20 protein-coding genes are annotated in these 20,803 nt (G+C 60.7%); 19 read left to right on the top strand and 1 reads right to left on the bottom strand.

Features of this window, described 5'->3' with window-relative positions; translation table 11 throughout:
- Positions 1 to 773: 773 nt before the first annotated feature.
- The 12 genes from NQL71_RS10565 (at position 774) to flhB (ending at position 10,106) form a co-directional block, all read left to right on the top strand.
- Positions 774 to 1,073 carry an STAS domain-containing protein gene (locus NQL71_RS10565; protein WP_046816904.1) on the top strand — a complete coding sequence of 100 codons (300 nt, stop codon included), beginning with the start codon at positions 774 to 776 and terminating at the stop codon, positions 1,071 to 1,073.
- Positions 1,074 to 1,078: 5 nt separating this feature from the next.
- Complete coding sequence (locus tag NQL71_RS10560; RefSeq protein ID WP_274642638.1) at positions 1,079 to 2,785, top strand: ATP-binding SpoIIE family protein phosphatase; 1,707 nt, start codon at positions 1,079 to 1,081, stop codon at positions 2,783 to 2,785.
- Positions 2,786 to 2,815: 30 nt separating this feature from the next.
- Positions 2,816 to 3,166, top strand: a complete 351-nt coding sequence (locus NQL71_RS10555) for an Hpt domain-containing protein (RefSeq protein WP_046816905.1) — start codon at positions 2,816 to 2,818, stop codon at positions 3,164 to 3,166.
- Positions 3,167 to 3,266: 100 nt separating this feature from the next.
- Positions 3,267 to 4,571: a flagellar hook-length control protein FliK gene (locus NQL71_RS10550; RefSeq protein WP_274642618.1), complete on the top strand. Its 1,305-nt coding sequence runs from the start codon at positions 3,267 to 3,269 to the stop codon at positions 4,569 to 4,571.
- 130 nt (positions 4,572 to 4,701) lie between these two features.
- Positions 4,702 to 5,202 (top strand): flagellar basal body-associated protein FliL, encoded by a 501-nt coding sequence (gene fliL / locus NQL71_RS10545; protein ID WP_046816907.1) that lies wholly within the window; start codon positions 4,702 to 4,704, stop codon positions 5,200 to 5,202.
- Positions 5,203 to 5,211: 9 nt separating this feature from the next.
- Entirely contained in the window at positions 5,212 to 6,180 is a 969-nt protein-coding gene (gene fliM / locus NQL71_RS10540; protein WP_046816908.1) for a flagellar motor switch protein FliM, read from the top strand.
- Between the two features lie 64 nt (positions 6,181 to 6,244).
- Positions 6,245 to 6,703 (top strand): flagellar motor switch protein FliN, encoded by a 459-nt coding sequence (gene fliN / locus NQL71_RS10535; RefSeq protein WP_046816915.1) that lies wholly within the window; start codon positions 6,245 to 6,247, stop codon positions 6,701 to 6,703.
- Positions 6,704 to 7,150, top strand: a complete 447-nt coding sequence (fliO, locus tag NQL71_RS10530) for a flagellar biosynthetic protein FliO (RefSeq protein WP_077184071.1) — start codon at positions 6,704 to 6,706, stop codon at positions 7,148 to 7,150. It begins immediately after the preceding gene.
- On the top strand, positions 7,150 to 7,908 hold the full coding sequence (gene fliP, locus NQL71_RS10525) for a flagellar type III secretion system pore protein FliP (RefSeq protein WP_046816910.1): 759 nt from the start codon (positions 7,150 to 7,152) through the stop codon (positions 7,906 to 7,908). Before fliO ends, fliP begins: the two co-directional genes overlap by 1 nt.
- Positions 7,905 to 8,174 (top strand): flagellar biosynthesis protein FliQ, encoded by a 270-nt coding sequence (fliQ, locus tag NQL71_RS10520; RefSeq protein WP_046816911.1) that lies wholly within the window; start codon positions 7,905 to 7,907, stop codon positions 8,172 to 8,174. Before fliP ends, fliQ begins: the two co-directional genes overlap by 4 nt.
- A gap of 3 nt (positions 8,175 to 8,177) precedes the next feature.
- On the top strand, positions 8,178 to 8,963 hold the full coding sequence (gene fliR / locus NQL71_RS10515; RefSeq protein WP_046816912.1) for a flagellar biosynthetic protein FliR: 786 nt from the start codon (positions 8,178 to 8,180) through the stop codon (positions 8,961 to 8,963).
- A 3-nt stretch (positions 8,964 to 8,966) separates the two neighbouring features.
- Positions 8,967 to 10,106 carry a flagellar biosynthesis protein FlhB gene (flhB, locus tag NQL71_RS10510; protein WP_077184069.1) on the top strand — a complete coding sequence of 380 codons (1,140 nt, stop codon included), beginning with the start codon at positions 8,967 to 8,969 and terminating at the stop codon, positions 10,104 to 10,106.
- Positions 10,107 to 10,566: 460 nt separating this feature from the next.
- On the opposite strand, the gene NQL71_RS10505 is transcribed toward flhB, so the two are convergent.
- Positions 10,567 to 11,664, bottom strand: coding sequence for an RHS repeat-associated core domain-containing protein (locus NQL71_RS10505; RefSeq protein ID WP_046819333.1), 1,098 nt, complete (start codon positions 11,662 to 11,664; stop codon positions 10,567 to 10,569).
- Positions 11,665 to 12,003: 339 nt separating this feature from the next.
- On the opposite strand from NQL71_RS10505, the gene flhA reads away from it, so the two are divergent.
- From flhA to NQL71_RS10470, 7 genes are all read left to right on the top strand, one after another.
- Positions 12,004 to 14,133, top strand: coding sequence for a flagellar biosynthesis protein FlhA (flhA, locus tag NQL71_RS10500; protein WP_046819334.1), 2,130 nt, complete (start codon positions 12,004 to 12,006; stop codon positions 14,131 to 14,133).
- 11 nt (positions 14,134 to 14,144) lie between these two features.
- Entirely contained in the window at positions 14,145 to 15,470 is a 1,326-nt protein-coding gene (gene flhF, locus NQL71_RS10495; RefSeq protein ID WP_046819335.1) for a flagellar biosynthesis GTPase FlhF, read from the top strand.
- A gap of 115 nt (positions 15,471 to 15,585) precedes the next feature.
- Complete coding sequence (gene fleN, locus NQL71_RS10490; protein WP_007975361.1) at positions 15,586 to 16,416, top strand: flagellar synthesis regulator FleN; 831 nt, start codon at positions 15,586 to 15,588, stop codon at positions 16,414 to 16,416.
- Positions 16,413 to 17,153: an RNA polymerase sigma factor FliA gene (gene fliA, locus NQL71_RS10485; protein WP_046819336.1), complete on the top strand. Its 741-nt coding sequence runs from the start codon at positions 16,413 to 16,415 to the stop codon at positions 17,151 to 17,153. Before fleN ends, fliA begins: the two co-directional genes overlap by 4 nt.
- 166 nt (positions 17,154 to 17,319) lie before the next feature.
- Complete coding sequence (locus tag NQL71_RS10480; RefSeq protein WP_162488921.1) at positions 17,320 to 17,691, top strand: chemotaxis response regulator CheY; 372 nt, start codon at positions 17,320 to 17,322, stop codon at positions 17,689 to 17,691.
- Between the two features lie 19 nt (positions 17,692 to 17,710).
- Positions 17,711 to 18,499, top strand: coding sequence for a protein phosphatase CheZ (locus NQL71_RS10475; RefSeq protein WP_046819338.1), 789 nt, complete (start codon positions 17,711 to 17,713; stop codon positions 18,497 to 18,499).
- A 46-nt stretch (positions 18,500 to 18,545) separates the two neighbouring features.
- Positions 18,546 to 20,795, top strand: a complete 2,250-nt coding sequence (locus tag NQL71_RS10470; RefSeq protein WP_274642617.1) for a chemotaxis protein CheA — start codon at positions 18,546 to 18,548, stop codon at positions 20,793 to 20,795.
- The last annotated feature ends 8 nt before the right edge of the window (positions 20,796 to 20,803 follow it).

Here is a 20,803-nt window from a genome sequence, read left to right as displayed (position 1 = left end):
TTGTCGGGGCGCCGCATCGCAGCGAAGAGGCCCGAAAGAACAATGCAATACCCAAGGCCGCCTTCGCCGGCAAGCCGGGCTCCTACAATGTTATGTGTCGGCCATGAGTCCTTGGCTGCCCTCGGACCATGTAGGAGCTGGCTTGTCGGGGCGCCGCATCGCAGCGAAGAGGCCCGAAAGAACAATGCAATACTCAAGGCCGCCTTCGCCGCCAAGCCGGGCCCCTACAATGTTTTGTGTCGGCCATGAATCCTTGGCTGTCTTCGGACCTGTAGGAGCTGGCTTGCCAGCGAAGAGGCCCGAAAGAACAATGCAATACCCAAGGCCGCCTTCGCCGGCAAGCCGGGCTCCTACAATGTTATGTGTTGGCCATGAATCCGTGGCTGTCCTCGGACCTGTAGGAGCTGGCTTGCCAGCGAAGAGGCCCGAAAGAACAATGCAATACCCAAGGCCGCCTTCGCCGGCAAGCCGGGCTCCTACAATGTTTTGTGTTGGCCATGAGTCCTTGGCTGTCCTCGGACCTGTAGGAGCTGGCTTGTCGGGGCGCCGCATCGCAGCGAAGAGGCCCGAAAGAACAATGCAATACCCAAGGCCGCCTTCGCCGGCAAGTCGGGCTCCTACAATGTTTTGTGTTGGGCATGAATCCGTGGTTGTCTTCGGACCTGAGCTGCCGAAGGCTGCGATCTTTTGATCTTGATCCCTGCCTTGCCCCAACCTCTACACGATGCTAAACCTTGTACAAGAAGGTTCACCAATGACAAGGAAGCCATGACATGTCAGTCGTTACAGAAGTCTCCCCGGACGGGGAAAAACTGACGATATCGGTCAAGGGACGATTCGATTTCGCCAAGCATCAGGATTTCCGAGCATCCTACGAAAACAAGGCGCTCAAGGCGGTGGTGGTCGACCTGAAAGAGGCCACCTACCTCGACAGTTCCGCCCTGGGCATGCTGCTGCTGTTGCGTGACCATGCCGGTGGCGACGATTCCGACGTTCGCGTGGTCAACAGCAATTCTGACGTGAGGAAAATTCTCGCCATCTCCAACTTCGACAAGCTGTTCGACATCAGTTGATCACCGTGCAGGCGGCAATCGAGTCGCTGACGATCCTGATCGCCGAAGACAGCGCGGCCGACCGCCTGCTGTTGTCGAGCATCGTCCGCCGCCAGGGGCATCAAGTGCTGACGGCGGCCAACGGCGCCGAAGCGGTCGAGGTGTTTCGCCAGCAACGCCCGCAACTGGTGTTGATGGACGCGATGATGCCGGTGATGGACGGTTTCGAGGCCGCCGCGCAAATCAAGGCATTGGCCGGGGAAACCCTGGTGCCGATCATCTTCCTCACCTCGCTGTCGGAAAACCAGGCGTTGGCCCGCTGCCTGGAGGTCGGGGGTGACGATTTTCTGGCAAAACCCTACAACCAGGTGATCCTCGCCGCCAAAATCAAGGCAATGGACCGCTTGCGGCGCCTGCAGGCCACCGTCCTGCAGCAGCGCGACCAGATCGCCAGGCACCATGAATACTTGCTCAATGAGCAGCGGGTGGCCAAGGCGGTGTTCGACAAGGTGGCCCATTCCGGTTGCCTGAATGCGCCCAATATCCGCTACCTGCAATCGCCTTATGCGTTGTTCAACGGCGACCTGCTGTTGGCGGCGTTCACCCCGGCCGGGGACATGCACGTATTGCTTGGCGATTTCACCGGCCATGGCCTGCCCGCCGCCGTTGGTGCCATGCCCCTGGCTGAAGTCTTCTATGGCATGACCGCCAAGGGGTACGGCCTGGCCGAAATCCTGCGCGAGATGAATGCCAAGCTCAAGCGCATCCTGCCGGTGGACATGTTTTGCTGCGCGACGATGCTGTGCCTGGGTTTCCAGAGCCGCTCGCTGGAGGTCTGGAACGGCGGCATGCCGGACGGCTATCTGCACCACATCGCCAGTGGGGAGCGAACGCCACTGACGGCGCGGCATTTACCCTTGGGTGTGCTGAGCCCGCACACCTTCGATGACCGCACCGAAGTGTTTCCGATGGCCGTGGGTGACCGGGTATTCCTGTTGTCCGACGGGGTGATCGACACCTGCGATGCCGATGATCAGCTGTTTGGCGTGCAGCGGTTACAGCAGGTGTTTGCCGCCAATCGTCAGCCTGACACCTTGTTCGAGGACATCGAGCAGGCACTGCGTGACTTTCGCGGTGTAGCCCGCGACGATGTCAGCATGGTCGAGGTCATCCTGACCGAGCTCGCGCAGGCGAGTTTACCGGCACCGGTCTATTCCGACAGCGGCCAGTCCTGCCCCCTGGACTGGTCGGCCAGTTTCGAGTTTCGCGCCGAGACCCTCAAGCGCTTCAACCCATTGCCCTATCTGTTGCAACTGCTCCAGGAAGTGCATGGCCTGCGGGCGCAGAGCGGGGCGCTCTACAGTGTGCTGGCGGAGTTGTACTCCAATGCCCTTGAGCATGGGGTGCTGGGCCTGGACTCCAGCCTCAAGCGCGATGTGTCAGGTTTTACCCGCTATTATCAACAGCGCAATACGCGCCTGGACGAATTGAAGGACGGTTATGTCCGGGTGCATTTACAGGTCACGCCAGAGGGCGAGGGCGGTTGCCTGGCGATTCGCGTCGAGGACAGCGGCAAGGGCTTTGATGTCGGGCAGGTGCTGCAGCGTCTCCCCGATCCTGTCCGCCTGTCCGGACGCGGCGTCAACCTGATCCGTCAGTTGGGTCAAAATGCGAGCTGGTCTGACGGCGGTCGAAGTGCCCGCGTGGAGTTTTACTGGAAGGCTCTGGCATAATCCGAAGATTCTTGATCAGGGAGCGAACAAGTGACTGAAGAACATCTTGACCTGGACGCGCTGAGCGCATTGCGCGAAGTCATGGAGGACGCGTATCCGCAGTTGCTGGATACCTTTCTCGACGATTCCGAACAACGCCTGCAATCGCTGCGAGAGGCGGGGAAAGCTGCGCAGTTGATAGACGTGGCTCACAGCTTCAAAGGCAGCAGCAGCAATATGGGCGCCGTCAGACTCGTCGCGTTGTGTGGCGAACTTGAGAAGAATGCCGAAAAGCTTTCTTCCTCCCAAATCCAGGAGCTGATCGCTGCAATCGACGTAGAGTTCGCGATCGTGCGACCCCTTTACGAAGCAGAGCGGCAGCGGTCCCTGGCGGAAAACTGAGGCATAAGGCGCTTTTCGTCTTCACCGAGTGAAACTGGCTCGACCCTTGCAGTCAACTCTTCAACTGTACCTACGATCCCAGTGCAGCGGAGACCGTTAAATGCCCCTTACCCCCCAATCACTGCTCCAGGCTGCTGCTCAATCCAAGAGTCAGGCCAAGAGTCAATCCGTCTCAGCCCCTGCCACCGCAGTGATTGCCGAGCCCCGGGATAAGGCCTCCAGCTTCTCGCAGGTGTACGCCAGGCAAGCTCGGGACAAAGCCGTGGCGACCCCTGACACACCTTCGAAATCGGCACGAGACAAGGTTGCCGACAGCGTCGCCCGTAAGGATGTAGAGGATAAATCTGCCGCGCAGCAACCCGCCGTTGCCGATAGCGGCAAAAACTTGCCCGCCGATAAACCGGCGCAAGCCGATGACAAGCCGGCCGATGCCGATTCGACGGACGCCGGACAGGCACCGGTCGTCGATGCAGTGCCTGTTGATCCCGCCTCGGTGCCTGTGGTTGCGGCGCCTGCGTCGCCTGTGGTGACGGACCCCGCCGAAGAGACGTTGGCGGCGCTCGTTGCGCCAGCCGTTCCCGCCACTGACGCCGGTTTCGATCCAGAAGCCGACCCACTCGACGCCTTGCCAGCCCTGCGCATGGCCATGGAGCAGAGCGGGCATGTCTCGGCTTCGAGCCAGGCACAACCCAAGGCGGCACCAGCCCAGGCCGACGGCGAGCTGACCGCGGCGCAGACCTTTGCCGCCGGCATGGCGAACATGCTCGATGTGCAAGCCGACAAGGACAGTACCGGCCAGGGGGGCGAAAAAGCCTTCGGGGGCCTGATCGATGCGGGCCTCAAGGACCTCACATCTGCCAGCAGCGATACCCGGGTCGATGAATTCGCCAACCGCCTGGCGGCATTGACCCAGGCGGCCACGCCGAAAACCGCCAACGCCGTGCCGGTCAACCAGCCTATCGCGATGCACCAGAGTAGCTGGACCGAAGAAGTGGTGAACCGGGTCATGTACCTGTCCAGCGCCAATCTCAAGGCGGCCGACATCCAGTTGCAGCCGGCCGAGCTGGGCCGCCTCGACATTCGGGTGAACATGGTGCCCGACCAGCAGACCCAGGTGACCTTCATGAGCGCTCATCCGGGGGTGCGTGAAGCGCTGGACAACCAGATGCACCGGTTGCGCGACATGTTCGCCCAACAGGGCATGGGCCAGGTTGACGTCAACGTCTCCGACCAGTCCCGCGGTTCGCAGGGTCAGGGGCAACATCAGCAGGCGCAGAGCGGGCGGGCCAGTGCCAGCGGCGGTCGCCTTGACGCCATGGATGACGAGATCGCCCCGAGCGTGACGGAAGTGGCCGCAACGGCTACACGGGTGATTGGCTCCAGCGCGGTTGACTATTACGCCTGACCCGGCGCTCAGCCCGATCGTTCCCACGCAGAGCATTGGAGCGATCGGGCTTCCTGGATAGTTCTGGCATAACACTTGCTCCAGCCTTGCCGTGCGACTGTGAAAACCCGAATAGTGACGGATTATTGGCATGGCGAAGAGCGACGCAGCAGTAAAAGACCCCGCAACCAAAGGCAAACTCAAGCTGATCATCTTGATCGTGGTGGCGCTGCTGCTGGCGATCGGCTTGTCCGTTGGGGCGACCTGGTACTTCATGCACAGCGCCCAGAGCAAGCCTGCCGTCGTGGCTGAGACCGCCCCTGTGGGCAAGCAGCCAGCGGTTTTCGAGGCGATGGCTCCGGCGTTCGTGGCCAACTACAACCAGGGCGGCCGCCAGCGCTACATGCAAGTGAGCATCACCATGCTCGCGCGCAACCAGGCGGACCTGGACGCGCTCAAGGTGCACATGCCGGTAATCCGCAACAACCTGGTGATGCTGTTCTCCGGTCAGGACTTCGCGACCCTCGCCTCGCCGGTCGGCCAGGAAATGTTGCGCCAGAAGGCCACGGCCAGCGTCCAGGAAGTGGCGCAGAAAGAGCTCGGCAAAGTGGTGATCGAACAGTTGCTTTTCACTAATTTCGTACTGCAGTAGGAACACGACATGGCCGTGCAGGACCTGCTGTCCCAGGATGAGATCGACGCGCTGCTGCATGGCGTCGACGATGGTCTGGTACAGACCGATATCGCTGCCGAACCCGGCACCGTCAAGAGCTACGACCTGACCAGCCAGGATCGCATCGTCCGTGGACGCATGCCGACCCTGGAAATGATCAACGAGCGTTTTGCCCGCTACACGCGCATCAGCATGTTCAACCTGCTGCGCCGTTCGGCAGACGTGGCGGTCGGTGGCGTGCAGGTGATGAAGTTCGGCGAATACGTGCACTCGCTGTACGTGCCGACCAGCCTCAACCTGGTCAAGATCAAGCCGCTGCGCGGCACTGCGCTGTTCATCCTCGACGCCAAGCTGGTGTTCAAGCTGGTGGACAACTTCTTCGGCGGCGATGGCCGCCACGCCAAGATCGAAGGGCGTGAATTCACCCCCACCGAGCTGCGCGTGGTGCGCATGGTCCTGGAGCAGGCCTTCGTCGACTTGAAAGAGGCCTGGCAGGCGATCATGGAAGTGAACTTCGAATACATCAACTCGGAAGTGAACCCGGCCATGGCCAACATCGTCGGCCCCAGCGAAGCCATCGTGGTGTCGACCTTCCACATCGAACTCGATGGCGGTGGCGGTGACCTGCACGTGACCATGCCGTACTCGATGATCGAACCGGTGCGCGAGATGCTCGACGCCGGCTTCCAGTCCGATCTCGACGACCAGGACGAGCGTTGGGTCAATGCCTTGCGCCAGGATGTGATGGACGTCGATGTTCCGATCAACGCCACCGTTGCCCGTCGCCAGTTGAAGTTGCGCGACATCCTGCACATGCAGCCGGGGGATGTGATTCCGGTGGACATGCAGGAAGAACTGGTCATGCGCGCCAACGGCGTGCCGGCCTTCAAGGTCAAGATGGGCTCGCACAAGGGCAACCTTGCGCTGCAAGTGATCGAGCCGATCGAGCGTCGTTGAGGCGGCGCCACTCCCCCTATTAATTGACTCTTCTGATTGAAGAGTTGTTCGCCGAGGACAAATGATGGCTGACCACATGAATACCCAGGACGACCAGGCGCTGGCTGATGAGTGGGCTGCGGCCCTGGAAGAAACCGGCGACGCCGGGCAGGCCGATATCGACGCCTTGCTGGCCGCCGATGCTGGCCGCTCTTCGTCCAACCGCCTGCCCATGGAAGAGTTCGGCAGCGTGCCGCGGAGCAACGAGCCGGTGAGCCTGGAAGGCCCGAACCTGGACGTGATCCTCGACATCCCGGTGTCGATCTCCATGGAAGTCGGCAGCACCGACATCAACATCCGTAACCTGTTGCAGCTCAACCAGGGTTCGGTCATCGAGCTCGATCGCCTGGCCGGTGAGCCGCTGGACGTGCTGGTCAACGGCACGCTTATCGCCCATGGCGAAGTGGTGGTGGTCAACGAGAAGTTCGGCATCCGCCTGACTGACGTGATCAGCCCAAGCGAACGCATCAAGAAGCTGCGCTGAGTGAAAAGGCTCTTGGGGTTTTTCTCGGCGCTGGCGCTTCCCTGCAGCGTGCTGGCCGCCGAGCCTGCGGCCCATGCCGCTGCTGCGCCGGTGGTCAACAGCGGCGTGGCCGGGCAGTTGACGCAGCTGGTGTTCGGCCTGCTGCTGGTGCTGGGGCTGATTTTCTTCCTCGCCTGGCTGTTGCGCCGGGTGCAACAGGCCGGGCCGGCCGGCAAGGGGCAGGTGATCGAGCTGATCGGCTCCCGCGCGCTGGGGCCCCGTGATCGCTTGATGCTGGTGCAGGTGGGCAACGAGCAGATCCTGCTCGGCCTGAGCCCGGGCACCATCACGGCGCTGCATGTGCTCAAAGAGCCGGTGCAGGTGCCGGGCACGACCGAGAAAGCCACCCCGGAGTTCGCCCAGCGCCTGATGGAGCTGATGGGCAAGGATCAGAAGGATAAGAAGTAATGGGTGCGCTGCGCATCGTCTTGACCCTGGCCATGATGCTGGCCGCGCCGCTGGCGCTGGCCGCCGATCCGTTGTCGATCCCGGCCATCACCCTGGGCACCAACGCCGAGGGCGCCCAGGAATACTCGGTCAGCCTGCAAATCCTGCTGATCATGACCGCGCTGAGTTTCATTCCGGCGTTCGTCATGCTGATGACCAGTTTTACCCGCATCATCATTGTCTTCTCGATCCTGCGCCAGGCCCTCGGCTTGCAGCAGACACCGTCGAACCAGATCCTCACCGGCATGGCGCTGTTCCTGACCCTGTTCATCATGGCGCCGGTGTTCGACCGGGTGAACCAGGATGCCTTGCAGCCCTACCTCGCGGAAAAAATGACTGCCCAGGATGCCGTGGCCAAGGCCCAGGTGCCGATCAAGGACTTCATGCTGGCCCAGACGCGCACCAGTGACCTGGAGCTGTTCATGCGCCTGTCCAAGCGCACCGACATTGCCACGCCGGACCAGGCGCCGCTGACCATCCTGGTGCCGGCGTTCGTCACCTCTGAGCTCAAGACCGCGTTCCAGATCGGCTTCATGATCTTCATTCCGTTCCTGATCATCGACCTGGTCGTGGCCAGCGTGCTGATGGCCATGGGCATGATGATGCTCTCGCCGCTGATCATTTCCCTGCCGTTCAAGATCATGCTGTTCGTGCTGGTCGATGGCTGGGCCCTGATCATCGGCACCCTGGCCAGCAGCTTCGGCGGTGTCTCGCCATGACGCCAGAAGTCGCCGTCGACATCTTTCGCGAAGCGTTATGGCTGACCACCCTGATGGTCGCGGTGCTGGTGATTCCGAGCCTGCTCGTGGGGCTGTTGGTGGCGATGTTCCAGGCCGCCACCCAGATCAACGAACAGACCTTGAGTTTCCTCCCGCGCCTGCTGGTGATGCTGGTCACGCTGATCGTCGCCGGCCCCTGGCTGGTGCAGACCTTCATGGAATACATCCTGCAGTTGTACGGCAGCATTCCGCAGGTCATCGGCTAGACCATGTCGTCGCTGCTGCAGTTGACCGATACCCAGATCAGCACCTGGGTGGCGACGTTCATGTTGCCGCTGTTTCGCGTCGGCGCCTTGCTGATGGTGATGCCGGTGTTCGGCACCGCCCTGGTGCCCAAGCGCATCCGCCTGTATTTCGCTTTGGCCATCACTGTGGTCATCGCCCCGGGCCTGCCGCCGATGCCGCCGGTGAATGCGCTGGACCTGAGCGGGCTACTGCTGATTGCCGAACAGATCCTCGTCGGCGCGATCCTGGGCTTCTCCCTGCAACTGTTCTTCCAGGCCTTCGTGGTGGCGGGACAGATTGTCGCGATCCAGATGGGCATGGGCTTCGCCTCGATGGTCGACCCCACCAACGGTGTGTCGGTGGCGGTGATCGGGCAATTCTTCACCATGCTGGTGACGCTGCTGTTCCTCTCCATGAACGGCCACCTGGTGGTGTTCGAGGTACTCACCGAGAGCTTCACCACCTTGCCGGTCGGCAGCGGCCTGATGGTCAACCATTACTGGGAACTGGCCGGCAAGCTCGGCTGGGTGCTCGGCGCGGCGCTGCTGCTGGTGCTGCCGGCGATCACCGCGCTGCTGGTGGTCAACATCGCGTTTGGCGTGATGACCCGGGCCGCGCCGCAACTGAACATCTTCTCCATCGGCTTCCCGCTGACCCTGGTGCTCGGCATGTTCATCCTCTGGGTCGGGCTGGCGGACATTCTCAACCAGTATCAACCGCTGGCCTCCGAGGCCCTGCAGTTTTTACGCGAACTGGCACAGGCGCGCTGACTCATGGCTGAGAGCGAAAGCGGTCAGGACAAGACAGAAGACCCCACGGAGAAAAAGAAAAAGGATGCCCGGGAGAAGGGTGAGATCGCCCGGTCCAAGGAGCTTAACACCCTGGCGATCATGCTCGCCGGAGCGGGGGCGCTGCTGATCTTCGGTGGCGCCCTGGCCCAGGACATGATGGACCTGATGCGCCTGAATTTTTCCCTGTCCCGCGACGTGGTGCTGGACCAGCGCGCGATGGGCACTTACCTGCTGCACTCGGGGCAGATCGCCTTGCTGGCGATTCAGCCGGTCATGATCACCTTGCTGCTGGCGGCGATTATCGGCCCGATATCCCTCGGCGGCTGGCTGTTTTCCGCCGGCACCATGGCGCCCAAGTTCAGTCGCATGAACCCCGGCGCCGGCCTCAAGCGCATGTTTTCGGCCAAGGCCCTGACAGAACTGCTCAAGGCCCTGGCCAAGTTCTTCATCGTCCTGTTCGTGGCCCTGGCGGTGTTGTCGGCGGACATCGACGACCTGCTGCGCATCGCCCACGAACCGCTGGATCGCGCCATCACCCACAGCCTGCAAGTGGTCGGCTGGAGCACCCTGTGGATGGCCTGCGGGCTGATCATCATCGCTGCCGTCGACGTGCCGATCCAGATCTGGGAAAGCATCAAGAAGCTGAAGATGACCAAGCAGGAAATCCGCGACGAGCACAAGGACCAGGAAGGGCGGCCGGAGGTCAAACAAAGGATTCGCCAGCTGCAACGCGAAATGTCCCAGCGCCGCATGATGGCGGCGGTGCCCGATGCCGACGTGGTCATCACCAACCCGACCCACTACGCCGTGGCCCTCAAGTACGACCCGGACAAGAGCGGCGCGCCAATGCTGATCGCCAAGGGCAGCGACTTCCTGGCGCTCAAGATTCGCGAAATCGCGGCGGCCAACGAGATCCTGCTACTGGAATCCCCGGCGCTGGCGCGGTCGATCTACTACTCCACCGAGCTCGAACAGGAAATCCCTGGCGGCCTGTACCTCGCCGTCGCTCAGGTACTGGCCTACGTCTACCAGATTCGCCAGTACCGCGCCGGCAAGGGCAAGCGCCCGGATCCTCTCAAGGATGACCTGCCGATCCCGCCGGATTTGCGTCGCGATTCCTGATTATTCCCGTCAGCTGCTCAATACACAGAAGCTGTGGGAGCGAGCCTGCTCGCGAAGAGGCCATACCTGTCAATTGGGACGGTGGCTGACACACCGCCATCGCGAACAGGCTCACCCCCATATGGCTTGAATCTCCCTCTTAATAGATGTTAAAACCGAAAGGATCGCGAAACCTCTGTTTCAACCGTTATCAAAAAACGGACAAATAAATTTATTCCCTTTCCTTTTCCCGTTAACTGGCGGATTTATAAGTTATTCGAGACGTGGTTCAGTGCCAGAAACCCATATGTCTCCGGTGTCTTTTCGCATTTGAATGCCGTTTAGCAAGTTGATAGGTTTCAGATTGGACGACACTTGATTTTGTCACGGCTTTCCCATAAGTTCCCTTAACGGCCTTCCAACTTATTCCTAAAGCGATCTTCTTACTTGAAGCTAAAATAGAAGCTGCACTATTTGTGGTTTAAAATGGGGCTTCGAAAGCTCTTGGACGGGCTTTTTTTTGTGAGGCTGTAGAGCCCAGTTGTCTGATAACGACGGCTCTCGATATGTGGGGTTTGGCTATGAACTCCATTGTCATATGGTTCGGATTTTGATGGTCGAATGAGTAGTAATTAAATTCGTAGTCTCTGCCTGGAGTCTTTCCCTGCAGGTTCTGGATGTGGACCTCTACAATATTCGCTTTTCCCAGGTTCCACGTGTCATCTCCAGTGCTTTGAAATTGCGCCGAATTAGCGTATTCCTTAGCTATGCCCTTGTCCGGAGTGAGGTAGAAGCCAGGTCGCTCTTCAATTTTCGAGTAGTGCGGTTGTGCGCCTTCTCTGAGTAGTTTTTTTACATCGGATTTTGATGTGCCGTGATAGCCCAAAAAGTCAGGCTCTGTTAGTGACGGTATTGTGAGATCAGGCGCTGATAGCCGTCTGTTTTTTACAGGGTAAGGGCGTAGGTCGAAGCGGCTTGAGTATGATCTGCTGGCATAGTTGCCATCAAATTTAAATAAAGATTTCAATATTGTTGTTAACAAGGGACTGTGTCCCGAAGGGTCGGAGGAGTTAACGGGTTTTCCCATGCAATATGCGTACGGGTTCAACCCTCCCTCCCCAAACGGACTCCAACTGTCTGGGCTGTTAAACCGCATCAATACTGGATTGAACGCCCGATATCCATTCCCTAACAAATAGCACCCGGTCACCGGATCCTGCCGTTCCCCGTTGAACCCAAGCAGGCTGAGTAACCCGTTTTCAGCGGGGCGGTAGCCGTAGGGCGAATAAGCGATGGATTGTCGTGAGTGATTGCCCTTGAGGGCGTGCAACACCGAACGCTGCTGATCGGTGGCCAGGAGCGTGGTGTCGGGTGACTCGCTTACGCTCTGCTGTTGCGCCAGCAGTTGGTCCTCATGCTGGAACACCGAATACCGGTTCGCGCCCTGGATCTCGGTGGCCAGTCGGCTTTTGCAGTAAAAGCGCTGGTGCTCGGGCTCGTTTGGCCGTTCGTTGCTCGTCAGGCGGTCGAGGGCATCGTAGCGATAGTGGCAGAGCAGGATATCGCGTGGGTTGGTCATGTGTGAACGCCTCGAAAGGTCGAAGGACTTGCGCTGAGTATCAGCGGATTCGCCAGAGGCGGGTACTAGCAGAACTGATAGGTTCGCTGGCGGGTGCCACGTTCGACGGGCTGCTTCGCCGGGCGTGTATCCTTGGATTTGCGGCGTGATGGCAGACATCCGCGCAGGCAGTACGGGCCTCTTCGCGGGCAAGCCGCGCTCCTACAGGATGCGCGTCATGCTTGATTGGTAAATCCCGCTATTTCAAACCCCGCCTAAAGTTGGAAAGCTTCTTGCAGTACCCACCCCGCGCCCGCTTCTGGCGTCAAAAGTTTTGCTTCAAAGGAACGGGGAATACCGGTGGATCGCTCTCAGTTAATCAACAGTGCTCGCACGAACATGGCAGACCTCAGCCGAGGCAATCTGGGCGTGCCGCTGTTGCTGCTGGTCATGCTGGCGATGATGATGTTGCCGATGCCCCCGTTCCTGCTCGACGTGTTTTTCACTTTCAACATCGCCCTGTCGATCGTCGTTCTGCTGGTCTGCGTCTACGCCTTGCGGCCGCTGGATTTTGCTGTGTTCCCGACCATTTTGCTGGTGGCGACGTTGTTGCGCCTGGCGCTCAACGTGGCGTCCACGCGGGTGGTGATGCTCCACGGCCAGGACGGTCATGCCGCCGCCGGCAAGGTGATCCAGGCCTTTGGCGAGGTGGTGATCGGCGGTAACTACGTGGTCGGTATCGTGGTGTTCGCGATTTTGATGATCATCAACTTCGTCGTGGTGACCAAGGGTGCCGGGCGTATTTCCGAGGTGAGCGCGCGTTTCACCCTCGATGCGATGCCCGGCAAGCAGATGGCGATCGACGCCGACCTCAACGCCGGCCTGATCGACCAGAACCAGGCCAAGGCGCGGCGTTCGGAAGTAGCCCAGGAGGCCGAGTTCTACGGTTCCATGGACGGTGCCAGCAAGTTCGTGCGCGGTGACGCTATTGCCGGCCTGCTGATCCTGTTCATCAACCTGATCGGCGGCATGGCGGTCGGTATCTTCCAGCACAACATGTCCTTTGCCGACGCCGGCAAGGTGTACGCCCTGTTGACCATCGGTGACGGTTTGGTGGCGCAATTGCCATCACTGTTGTTATCCACAGCGGCGGCGATCATGGTCACCCGTGCTTCGGGCTCCGAAGACATGGGCAAGCAGATCAACCGGCAGATGTTCGCATCGCCCAAGGCGTTGGCGGTGTCGGCCGGCCTGATGGCGGTGATGGGGCTGGTGCCGGGCATGCCGCATTTTTCCTTCCTGTCCATGGCCGCCCTGGCCGCGGGTGGCGCGTACCTGTTCTGGAAAAAGCAGAACACCGCCAAGGTGCAGGCCCTGCAAGAGGTCAAGCGTCAGCAGGAACTGCTGCCGTCGCCGGCCCGCGCCCAGGAAACCAAGGAGCTGGGCTGGGATGACGTGACGCCGATCGACATGATCGGCCTGGAAGTGGGCTATCGCCTGATTCCACTGGTTGACCGCAACCAGGGTGGGCAATTGCTGGCGCGGATCAAGGGCGTGCGCAAGAAGCTGTCCCAGGACCTGGGCTTCCTCATGCCCACGGTGCACATTCGCGACAACCTCGACCTGGCGCCGAGCGCCTATCGCCTGACCCTGATGGGGGTGATCCTGGCCGAGGCGGAGATTTACCCGGATCGCGAGCTGGCGATCAACCCGGGGCAGGTCTACGGCACGCTCAACGGCATTACCGCCAAAGATCCGGCTTTCGGCCTGGAGGCGGTATGGATCGAAATCAGCCAGCGCGCCCAGGCGCAATCGCTTGGCTACACCGTGGTCGATGCCAGCACCGTCGTGGCCACCCACTTGAACCAGATCCTGTACAAGCACTCCAGCGAACTGATCGGTCACGAGGAAGTCCAGCAACTCATGCAATTGCTGGCGAAAAACTCGCCGAAACTGGCCGAAGAGCTGGTGCCGGGCGTGTTGTCGCTGTCGCAATTGCTCAAGGTCCTGCAAGCGCTGTTGGCCGAACAGGTGCCAGTACGCGACATCCGCAGCATTGCCGAAGCCATCGCGAACAACGCCAACAAGAGTCAAGATACCGCCGCGCTGGTGGCCGCGGTGCGTGTTGGCGTATCCCGCGCAATCGTGCAAAGCATTGTAGGCACTGACTCCGAGCTACCAGTGATCACGCTGGAACCAAGGTTGGAACAGATATTGCTCAATAGTCTGCAGAAGGCAGGACAAGGCTCTGAAGAGGGCGTTCTGCTGGAGCCAAGCATGGCTGAAAAGCTGCAGCGCTCGTTGATCGATGCGGCGCAGCGGCAGGAGATGCAAGGTCAGCCGGTGATTCTGCTGGTGGCCGGTCCGGTTCGCGCGATGCTCTCGCGATTTGGCCGGCTCGCAGTCCCGGGTTTGCATGTGTTGGCTTATCAGGAAATTCCTGACAACAAGCAAGTGACCATCGTTGCGACAGTAGGGCCCAACGGCTGAGGTAGTGGTTTATGCAAGTTAAGCGTTTTTTCGCCGCCGATATGCGTCAGGCCATGAAGCTGGTTCGTGATGAGCTGGGCGCCGATGCCGCCATCATTGGCAACCGCCGCATCGCCGGTGGTGTCGAGCTTATGGCTGCCCTGGACTACAAGCTGTCGGCGCTGGCTCCGCGCGTGCCGAACGTGGAACTCGAGGACGAGCTGCGCAAGACCCAGTCGCGGATCGTCACTGCCCAGGCCGAATTAAGCCTGCGCGGCGAGGGCGAGAGCGACAAGGGCACCAATCGCCAGTTATTTGCCGGCTTGCCGCTGACTGCTGCTGAACCGCTGATCGAACCGACCTTTGCCGAACCTGCGCGACCTGCCCCGGCACCTGCGCCGGCGGCCGGCCTGGATACGCGCGCCTTCGACTCGATGCGTTCGGAGCTCAACAGCCTGCGCGAACTCATGGAAGTACAACTCGGCTCCCTCGCCTGGAACCAGCTGCGGGGCAGTCGTCCTGACCAGGCAAACCTGTGGCGTCGCCTGCAGCGCATCGGCCTGTCCGGCCCGTTGTCGCGAGACTTGCTGGCGCTGGTCAGCGAAATCGAAGAACCCCGTCAGGCCTGGCGTATGTTGCTGGCGCACCTGGCGCGGATGATCGCCACGCCGGAAATGGAACCGCTGGAAGAGGGCGGTGTGATCGCCATGGTCGGCCCGGCCGGCATGGGCAAGACCACCACTTTGGCCAAGCTGGCGGCACGTTACGTGCTCAAGTACGGCGCGCAGAACATCGCGTTGGTGAGCATGGACAGCTTCCGTATCGGTGCCCAGGAGCAGCTCAAGACACTCGGGCGGATTCTCAATGTCTCGGTGACCCACGTCGATCCGGGCCAGTCGCTGGTCCAGGCACTGGATCCGTTGTTGCGCAAGCGCGTGGTGCTGATCGATACCGCCGGCCTGCAAGCCAGCGATCCGGCCCTGCGCATGCAACTCGAAAGCCTGGCCAGTCGAGGCATCCGCTCAAAAAATTATCTGGTCCTGGCAACCACCAGCCAGAAACAGGTTCTAACCGCCGCTTATCACAGTTACAAGCGCTGCGGGCTCGCTGGCTGCATCCTGACTAAACTGGATGAAACGGCAAGCCTGGGCGAAGTGTTGAGTCTGGCCATCAGCCATGAATTGCCGGTGGCCTACCTGACCGATGGCCCGCGGATTCCAGATGATTTGCATCTGCCGCGTCGTCATCAACTGGTCAGTCGGGCCGTCAGCGTGCAAATGCAGGAAGAACCCAGCGAAGAAGCCATGGCTGACATGTTCGCTGATATCTATCACAGCCCGACCAAGCAGGTTGGCTGAGGTAATAATGAATAGTTTTTGTACCTACATCGATGGCCTGCCATGCATTGTTCCGGTTGTGAACGCGCAGCCAGTTATGTGGCCCCGTCTATGCAGAACAAGGTAAAGAAATAACATGGGCAGCATGCATCCTGTACAGGTGATCGCGGTGACCGGCGGCAAAGGTGGCGTCGGCAAAACTAACGTGTCAGTGAACTTGTCCCTGGCTTTGGCTGAGCTTGGCCGGCGCGTCATGCTGCTTGACGCCGACCTGGGCCTGGCGAATGTCGACGTTCTGTTGGGGCTGACACCCAAACGTACCCTGGCCGACGTCATCGAAGGCCGCTGCGAGCTGCGCGACGTGCTGTTGCAGGGCCCCGGCGGCATCCGCATCGTTCCGGCGGCGTCCGGCACCCAGAGCATGGTTCATTTGAGCCCGGCCCAGCACGCCGGCCTGATCCAGGCCTTCAGCGACATCGGCGACAATCTCGACGTGCTGGTGATCGACACTGCGGCGGGCATTGGTGAGTCGGTGGTCAGTTTCGTGCGCGCGGCCCAGGAAGTGTTGCTGGTGGTCTGCGACGAGCCGACTTCGATCACTGATGCCTACGCACTGATCAAATTGCTCAATCGCGATTACGGCATGAACCGTTTCCGCGTGCTGGCGAACATGGCGCAGAGCCCGCAGGAAGGGCGCAACCTGTTCGCCAAGTTGACCAAGGTCACCGACCGCTTCCTCGACGTCGCCCTGCAATACGTCGGCGCCGTGCCTTACGACGAAAGCGTGCGCAAGGCCGTGCAGAAGCAGCGCGCCGTGTACGAGGCCTTTCCACGCTCCAAGTGCTCGTTGGCATTCAAGGCGATCGCGCAGAAGGTCGACACCTGGCCGCTGCCCGCCAACCCGCGTGGGCACCTGGAATTTTTCGTCGAGCGCCTCGTGCAACAAACGGCAGGACCCGTGCTATGACCGCGAGCGGTTACAACCTCTACAAGGCATCGGCGCGTGACGCGCAGTACGAGCTGATCGAGCGTTACGCGCCGCTGGTAAAACGCATTGCCTATCACTTGCTGGCGCGTCTGCCGGCCAGTGTCCAGGTCGAAGACCTGATCCAGGCCGGGATGATCGGCCTGTTGGAAGTATCGACCAAATACGACGCCAGCAAAGGCGCGAGTTTCGAGACCTACGCAGGTATCCGTATCCGCGGTGCGATGCTCGATGAAGTCCGCAAGGGGGACTGGGCGCCGCGTTCGGTCCACCGCAATACGCGGATGGTCAGCGACGCCATTCGCTCGATTGAAGCGAAAACCGGACGTGACGCTAAAGATCACGAGGTTGCGGCCGAACTCCAATTGAGTCTTGACGATTATTACGGGATTTTGAACGACACCCTGGGCAGCCGCCTGTTCAGTTTCGACGACCTGTTGCAGGACGGCGAACACGAAGGGCTGCACGAGGACGGCGCGAGTGCGCATATGGAACCGTCGCGCGATCTGGAAGATGAACGCTTCCAGGCGGCGCTGGCCGATGCGATCGCCAATTTGCCGGAGCGTGAGCGCCTGGTGTTGGCGCTGTACTACGACGAAGAGTTGAATCTCAAGGAAATCGGCGAGGTCCTGGGGGTCAGTGAATCCCGGGTCAGCCAGTTACACAGCCAGTGCGCGGCCCGTTTGCGGGGGCGTCTGGGAGAGTGGCGAGCGCGCTGAAGGCAGTGTGGGGGCACTGCGACGCGGCTGGTGGGGTGATGAACCGTGCCGGTCTCGATCCGTTGTACTCCAGACAGTCATCGAGTGTTTCGCCAGTTTGATTGAAATGGCGCGTCCAGGTGCTGGGCGCGTTTTAGTCTGCTTGGAGGTCGAATTGGACAAGAACATGAAAATCCTCATCGTTGATGACTTCTCAACGATGCGGCGGATCATAAAAAACCTGTTGCGTGACCTTGGGTTCACCAACACGGTCGAGGCCGACGATGGCACTAGCGCCATTCCGGTACTCAACAGCGGGAGCATCGACTTTCTGGTGACGGACTGGAACATGCCTGGCATGACCGGTATCGATCTGCTGCGCCACGTGCGCGCCGATGAAAGGCTCAAGCACCTGCCAGTGCTGATGGTGACTGCCGAAGCCAAGCGCGAGCAAATCATTGAAGCAGCCCAGGCCGGCGTAAACGGCTATGTGGTCAAACCCTTCACGGCCCAGGCGTTGAAAGAAAAAATCGAGAAGATTTTCGAACGCATCGGTTGAACTGCGCCACGGGGGAGCTATGGGGCATAACGAATCATCCCAGGGCGATTTTGAATCGACCCTGAAAAAACACGCCGTCGAATTGGTCGAGAGCCTTGAAAAGGGTAGGTTCGGCGATGCTGTGCAATTGATCCATGAGCTCAACCAGACCCGTGACCGCGGCCTGTACCAGGAAGTGGGCAAGCTCACCCGCGAGTTGCATAGCGCGATCGTCAATTTCCAGATTGACCCGCACATGCCGCAAGCCGAGGAAGTGTCACAGATCACCGACGCCACCGAGCGCCTGGGGTATGTGGTCAAGCTGACTGAAGCTGCCGCCAACCGCACCATGGACCTGGTGGAAAACGCCACGCCGCTGGTCAACAGCCTGGCGGACGAAGCCCAGGGGCTGAGCACCGATTGGGGACGGTTCATGCGACGCGAAGTCGGCGCTGAAGAGTTCCGTGAGCTGGCCCGGCGTGTCGACGGCTTCTTGGCGCGCAGCAGCACGGACAACCGCGCCGTGTCGAGCAACCTCAACGACATCCTGCTCGCCCAGGATTACCAGGATCTCACGGGCCAGGTGATCAAGCGCGTGACCCAACTGGTCACCGAAGTGGAAAGCAACCTGCTCAAGCTCGTGCTGATGGCCAGTCAGGTGGACCGCTTTGCGGGCATCGAACATGACCGCGCGGCAATGCTTGCAGAAAAAGATCCACAAAAACATCTCTCCAAGGGTGAAGGTCCGCAGATTCATGCCGATAAAAGAGAAGACGTTATGTCCGGTCAGGACGATGTGGACGATTTGCTATCCAGCCTAGGATTCTAACATTTTAGGTTTTTGGGTTTTTAGACCTTTAGGAGCACCCCCTTAAATGAGCTTCGGCGCCGATGAAGAGATCCTTCAGGATTTCCTGGTTGAGGCCGGCGAGATTCTAGAGCAACTGTCCGAGCAACTGGTCGAGCTGGAAAGCCGTCCGGATGACGCGGACTTGCTCAATGCAATTTTTCGCGGTTTTCACACTGTAAAAGGGGGCGCCGGCTTCCTCCAGCTCAACGAGCTGGTGGAGTGCTGCCACATCGCCGAGAACGTGTTCGACATCCTGCGCAAGGGCGAGCGTCGCGTTGACTCGGAATTGATGGACGTGGTCCTCGAGGCGCTGGACGCCGTGAACAGCATGTTCGGCGAAGTGCGCGAGCGCAGCCCGGTGACGGCGGCAACGCCTGAGTTGCTGGCGGCACTGGCGCGTCTGGCCGAGCCGCAATCGGCTGACGAGGTGGTGGTTACCGCAGTGGTCGAAGCACCTGTGGTTGAAGCCGATCCAGGCGATATTACCGATAACGAATTCGAACAACTGCTGGACTCGCTGAATGCCGTCAAGGCCCAGGCCGAGGCGCCAGCGGTTGCTCCAGCACCCGCCAGCGAAGTGCCGGCCAGCGACGAAATCACCGACGCCGAGTTCGAGTCGTTGCTCGATCAGTTGCACGGCAAGGGCAAGTTCGCCGTCGATGCCGTGGCCCCGGCGCCCGTTGCGCCGCCAGAGCCGAAAGCCGCTGGCGATAGCTCGGACATCACCGACGAAGAATTCGAAGCGTTGCTCGACCAGCTGCACGGCAAGGGCAACTTTGCGGTCGAGGCGCTGGAGTCGGCGATCGCATCGGTGCCTGCACCGGCAGCGCCTACCGCTGCGGCGGCCGGCAGCGATCTGATCAGCGACCATGAATTCGAAGCACTGCTCGACGAATTGCACGGCAAAGGCAAGTTCAGCGACGTCGGCACTGCGACAGCGGCCAGCGGCGCGAACGCCTCGGTAGCGGTGCCGGCTGCCAAGGCGGTTGCGCCCAAGCCCGTGGCCAAGGCGCCCGAATCCAAAGCCCAAGCGCCGGCGCCCGCCGCTGCACCGGCTGCGGCCCGTGCCCCGGCCGCGCCGCCTGCGGAAAAACCCGCCAGCGAAGCCGAGACCACCGTGCGGGTCGATACCGCGCGGCTCGACGAGATCATGAACATGGTCGGCGAGTTGGTGCTGGTGCGTAACCGCCTGGTGCGCCTGGGTGCCAACAGCGCCGACGAAGCCATGTCCAAGGCCGTGTCGAACCTCGACGTGGTCACGGCCGATCTGCAGACCGCGGTCATGAAGACCCGGATGCAACCGATCAAGAAGGTCTTCGGACGTTTCCCGCGCCTGGTTCGCGACCTCGCGCGCCAGCTCAAGAAAGAGATCAACCTGGAGTTGGTCGGCGAAGACACCGACCTCGACAAGAACCTGGTCGAAGCCCTGGCCGACCCGCTGGTCCACCTGGTGCGCAACGCGGTCGACCACGGCATCGAATCGCCGGAAGAACGCGAGGCCTCGGGCAAGGCCCGTGGCGGCAAGGTGATCCTGGCGGCCGAGCAGGAAGGCGATCACATCCTGTTGTCGATCTCCGACGACGGCAAGGGCATGGACCCGAATGTCCTGCGTGCCATCGCGGTAAAACGCGGTGTGATGGATAAGGATGCGGCCGACCGCCTGAGCGATACCGAGTGCTACAACCTGATCTTCGCCCCGGGTTTCTCGACCAAGACCGAGATCTCCGACGTGTCGGGTCGCGGCGTGGGCATGGACGTGGTGAAAACCAAGATCTCCCAGCTCAACGGTTCGATCAACATCTATTCGGCCAAGGGCCAGGGCTCGAAGATCGTCATCAAGGTACCGCTGACCCTGGCGATCATGCCGACCCTGATGGTCATGCTCGGCAACCAGGCGTTCGCCTTCCCGCTGGTGAACGTCAACGAGATCTTCCACCTCGACCTGTCGCGCACCAACGTGGTGGACGGCCAGGAAGTGGTGATCGTGCGGGACAAGGCACTGCCGTTGTTCTACCTCAAGCGCTGGCTGGTCAGCTCCGCCGCTCACGAAGAGCAGCGCGAAGGCCATGTGGTGATCCTTTCGGTGGGCACCCAGCGGATCGGCTTTGTCGTCGACCAGCTGGTGGGCCAGGAAGAAGTGGTCATCAAGCCATTGGGCAAAATGCTCCAGGGAACCCCGGGCATGTCGGGCGCCACCATCACCGGTGACGGCCGCATCGCGCTGATTCTCGATGTTCCGAGCATGCTCAAGCGTTACGCCACACGGCGTATTTGATTCTGGCG

The organism is Pseudomonas serbica (genome assembly GCF_028823535.1).
In the GTDB taxonomy this organism is placed as follows: domain Bacteria; phylum Pseudomonadota; class Gammaproteobacteria; order Pseudomonadales; family Pseudomonadaceae; genus Aquipseudomonas; species Aquipseudomonas serbica.
This window is presented reverse-complemented; position numbering and strand designations above follow the sequence as displayed.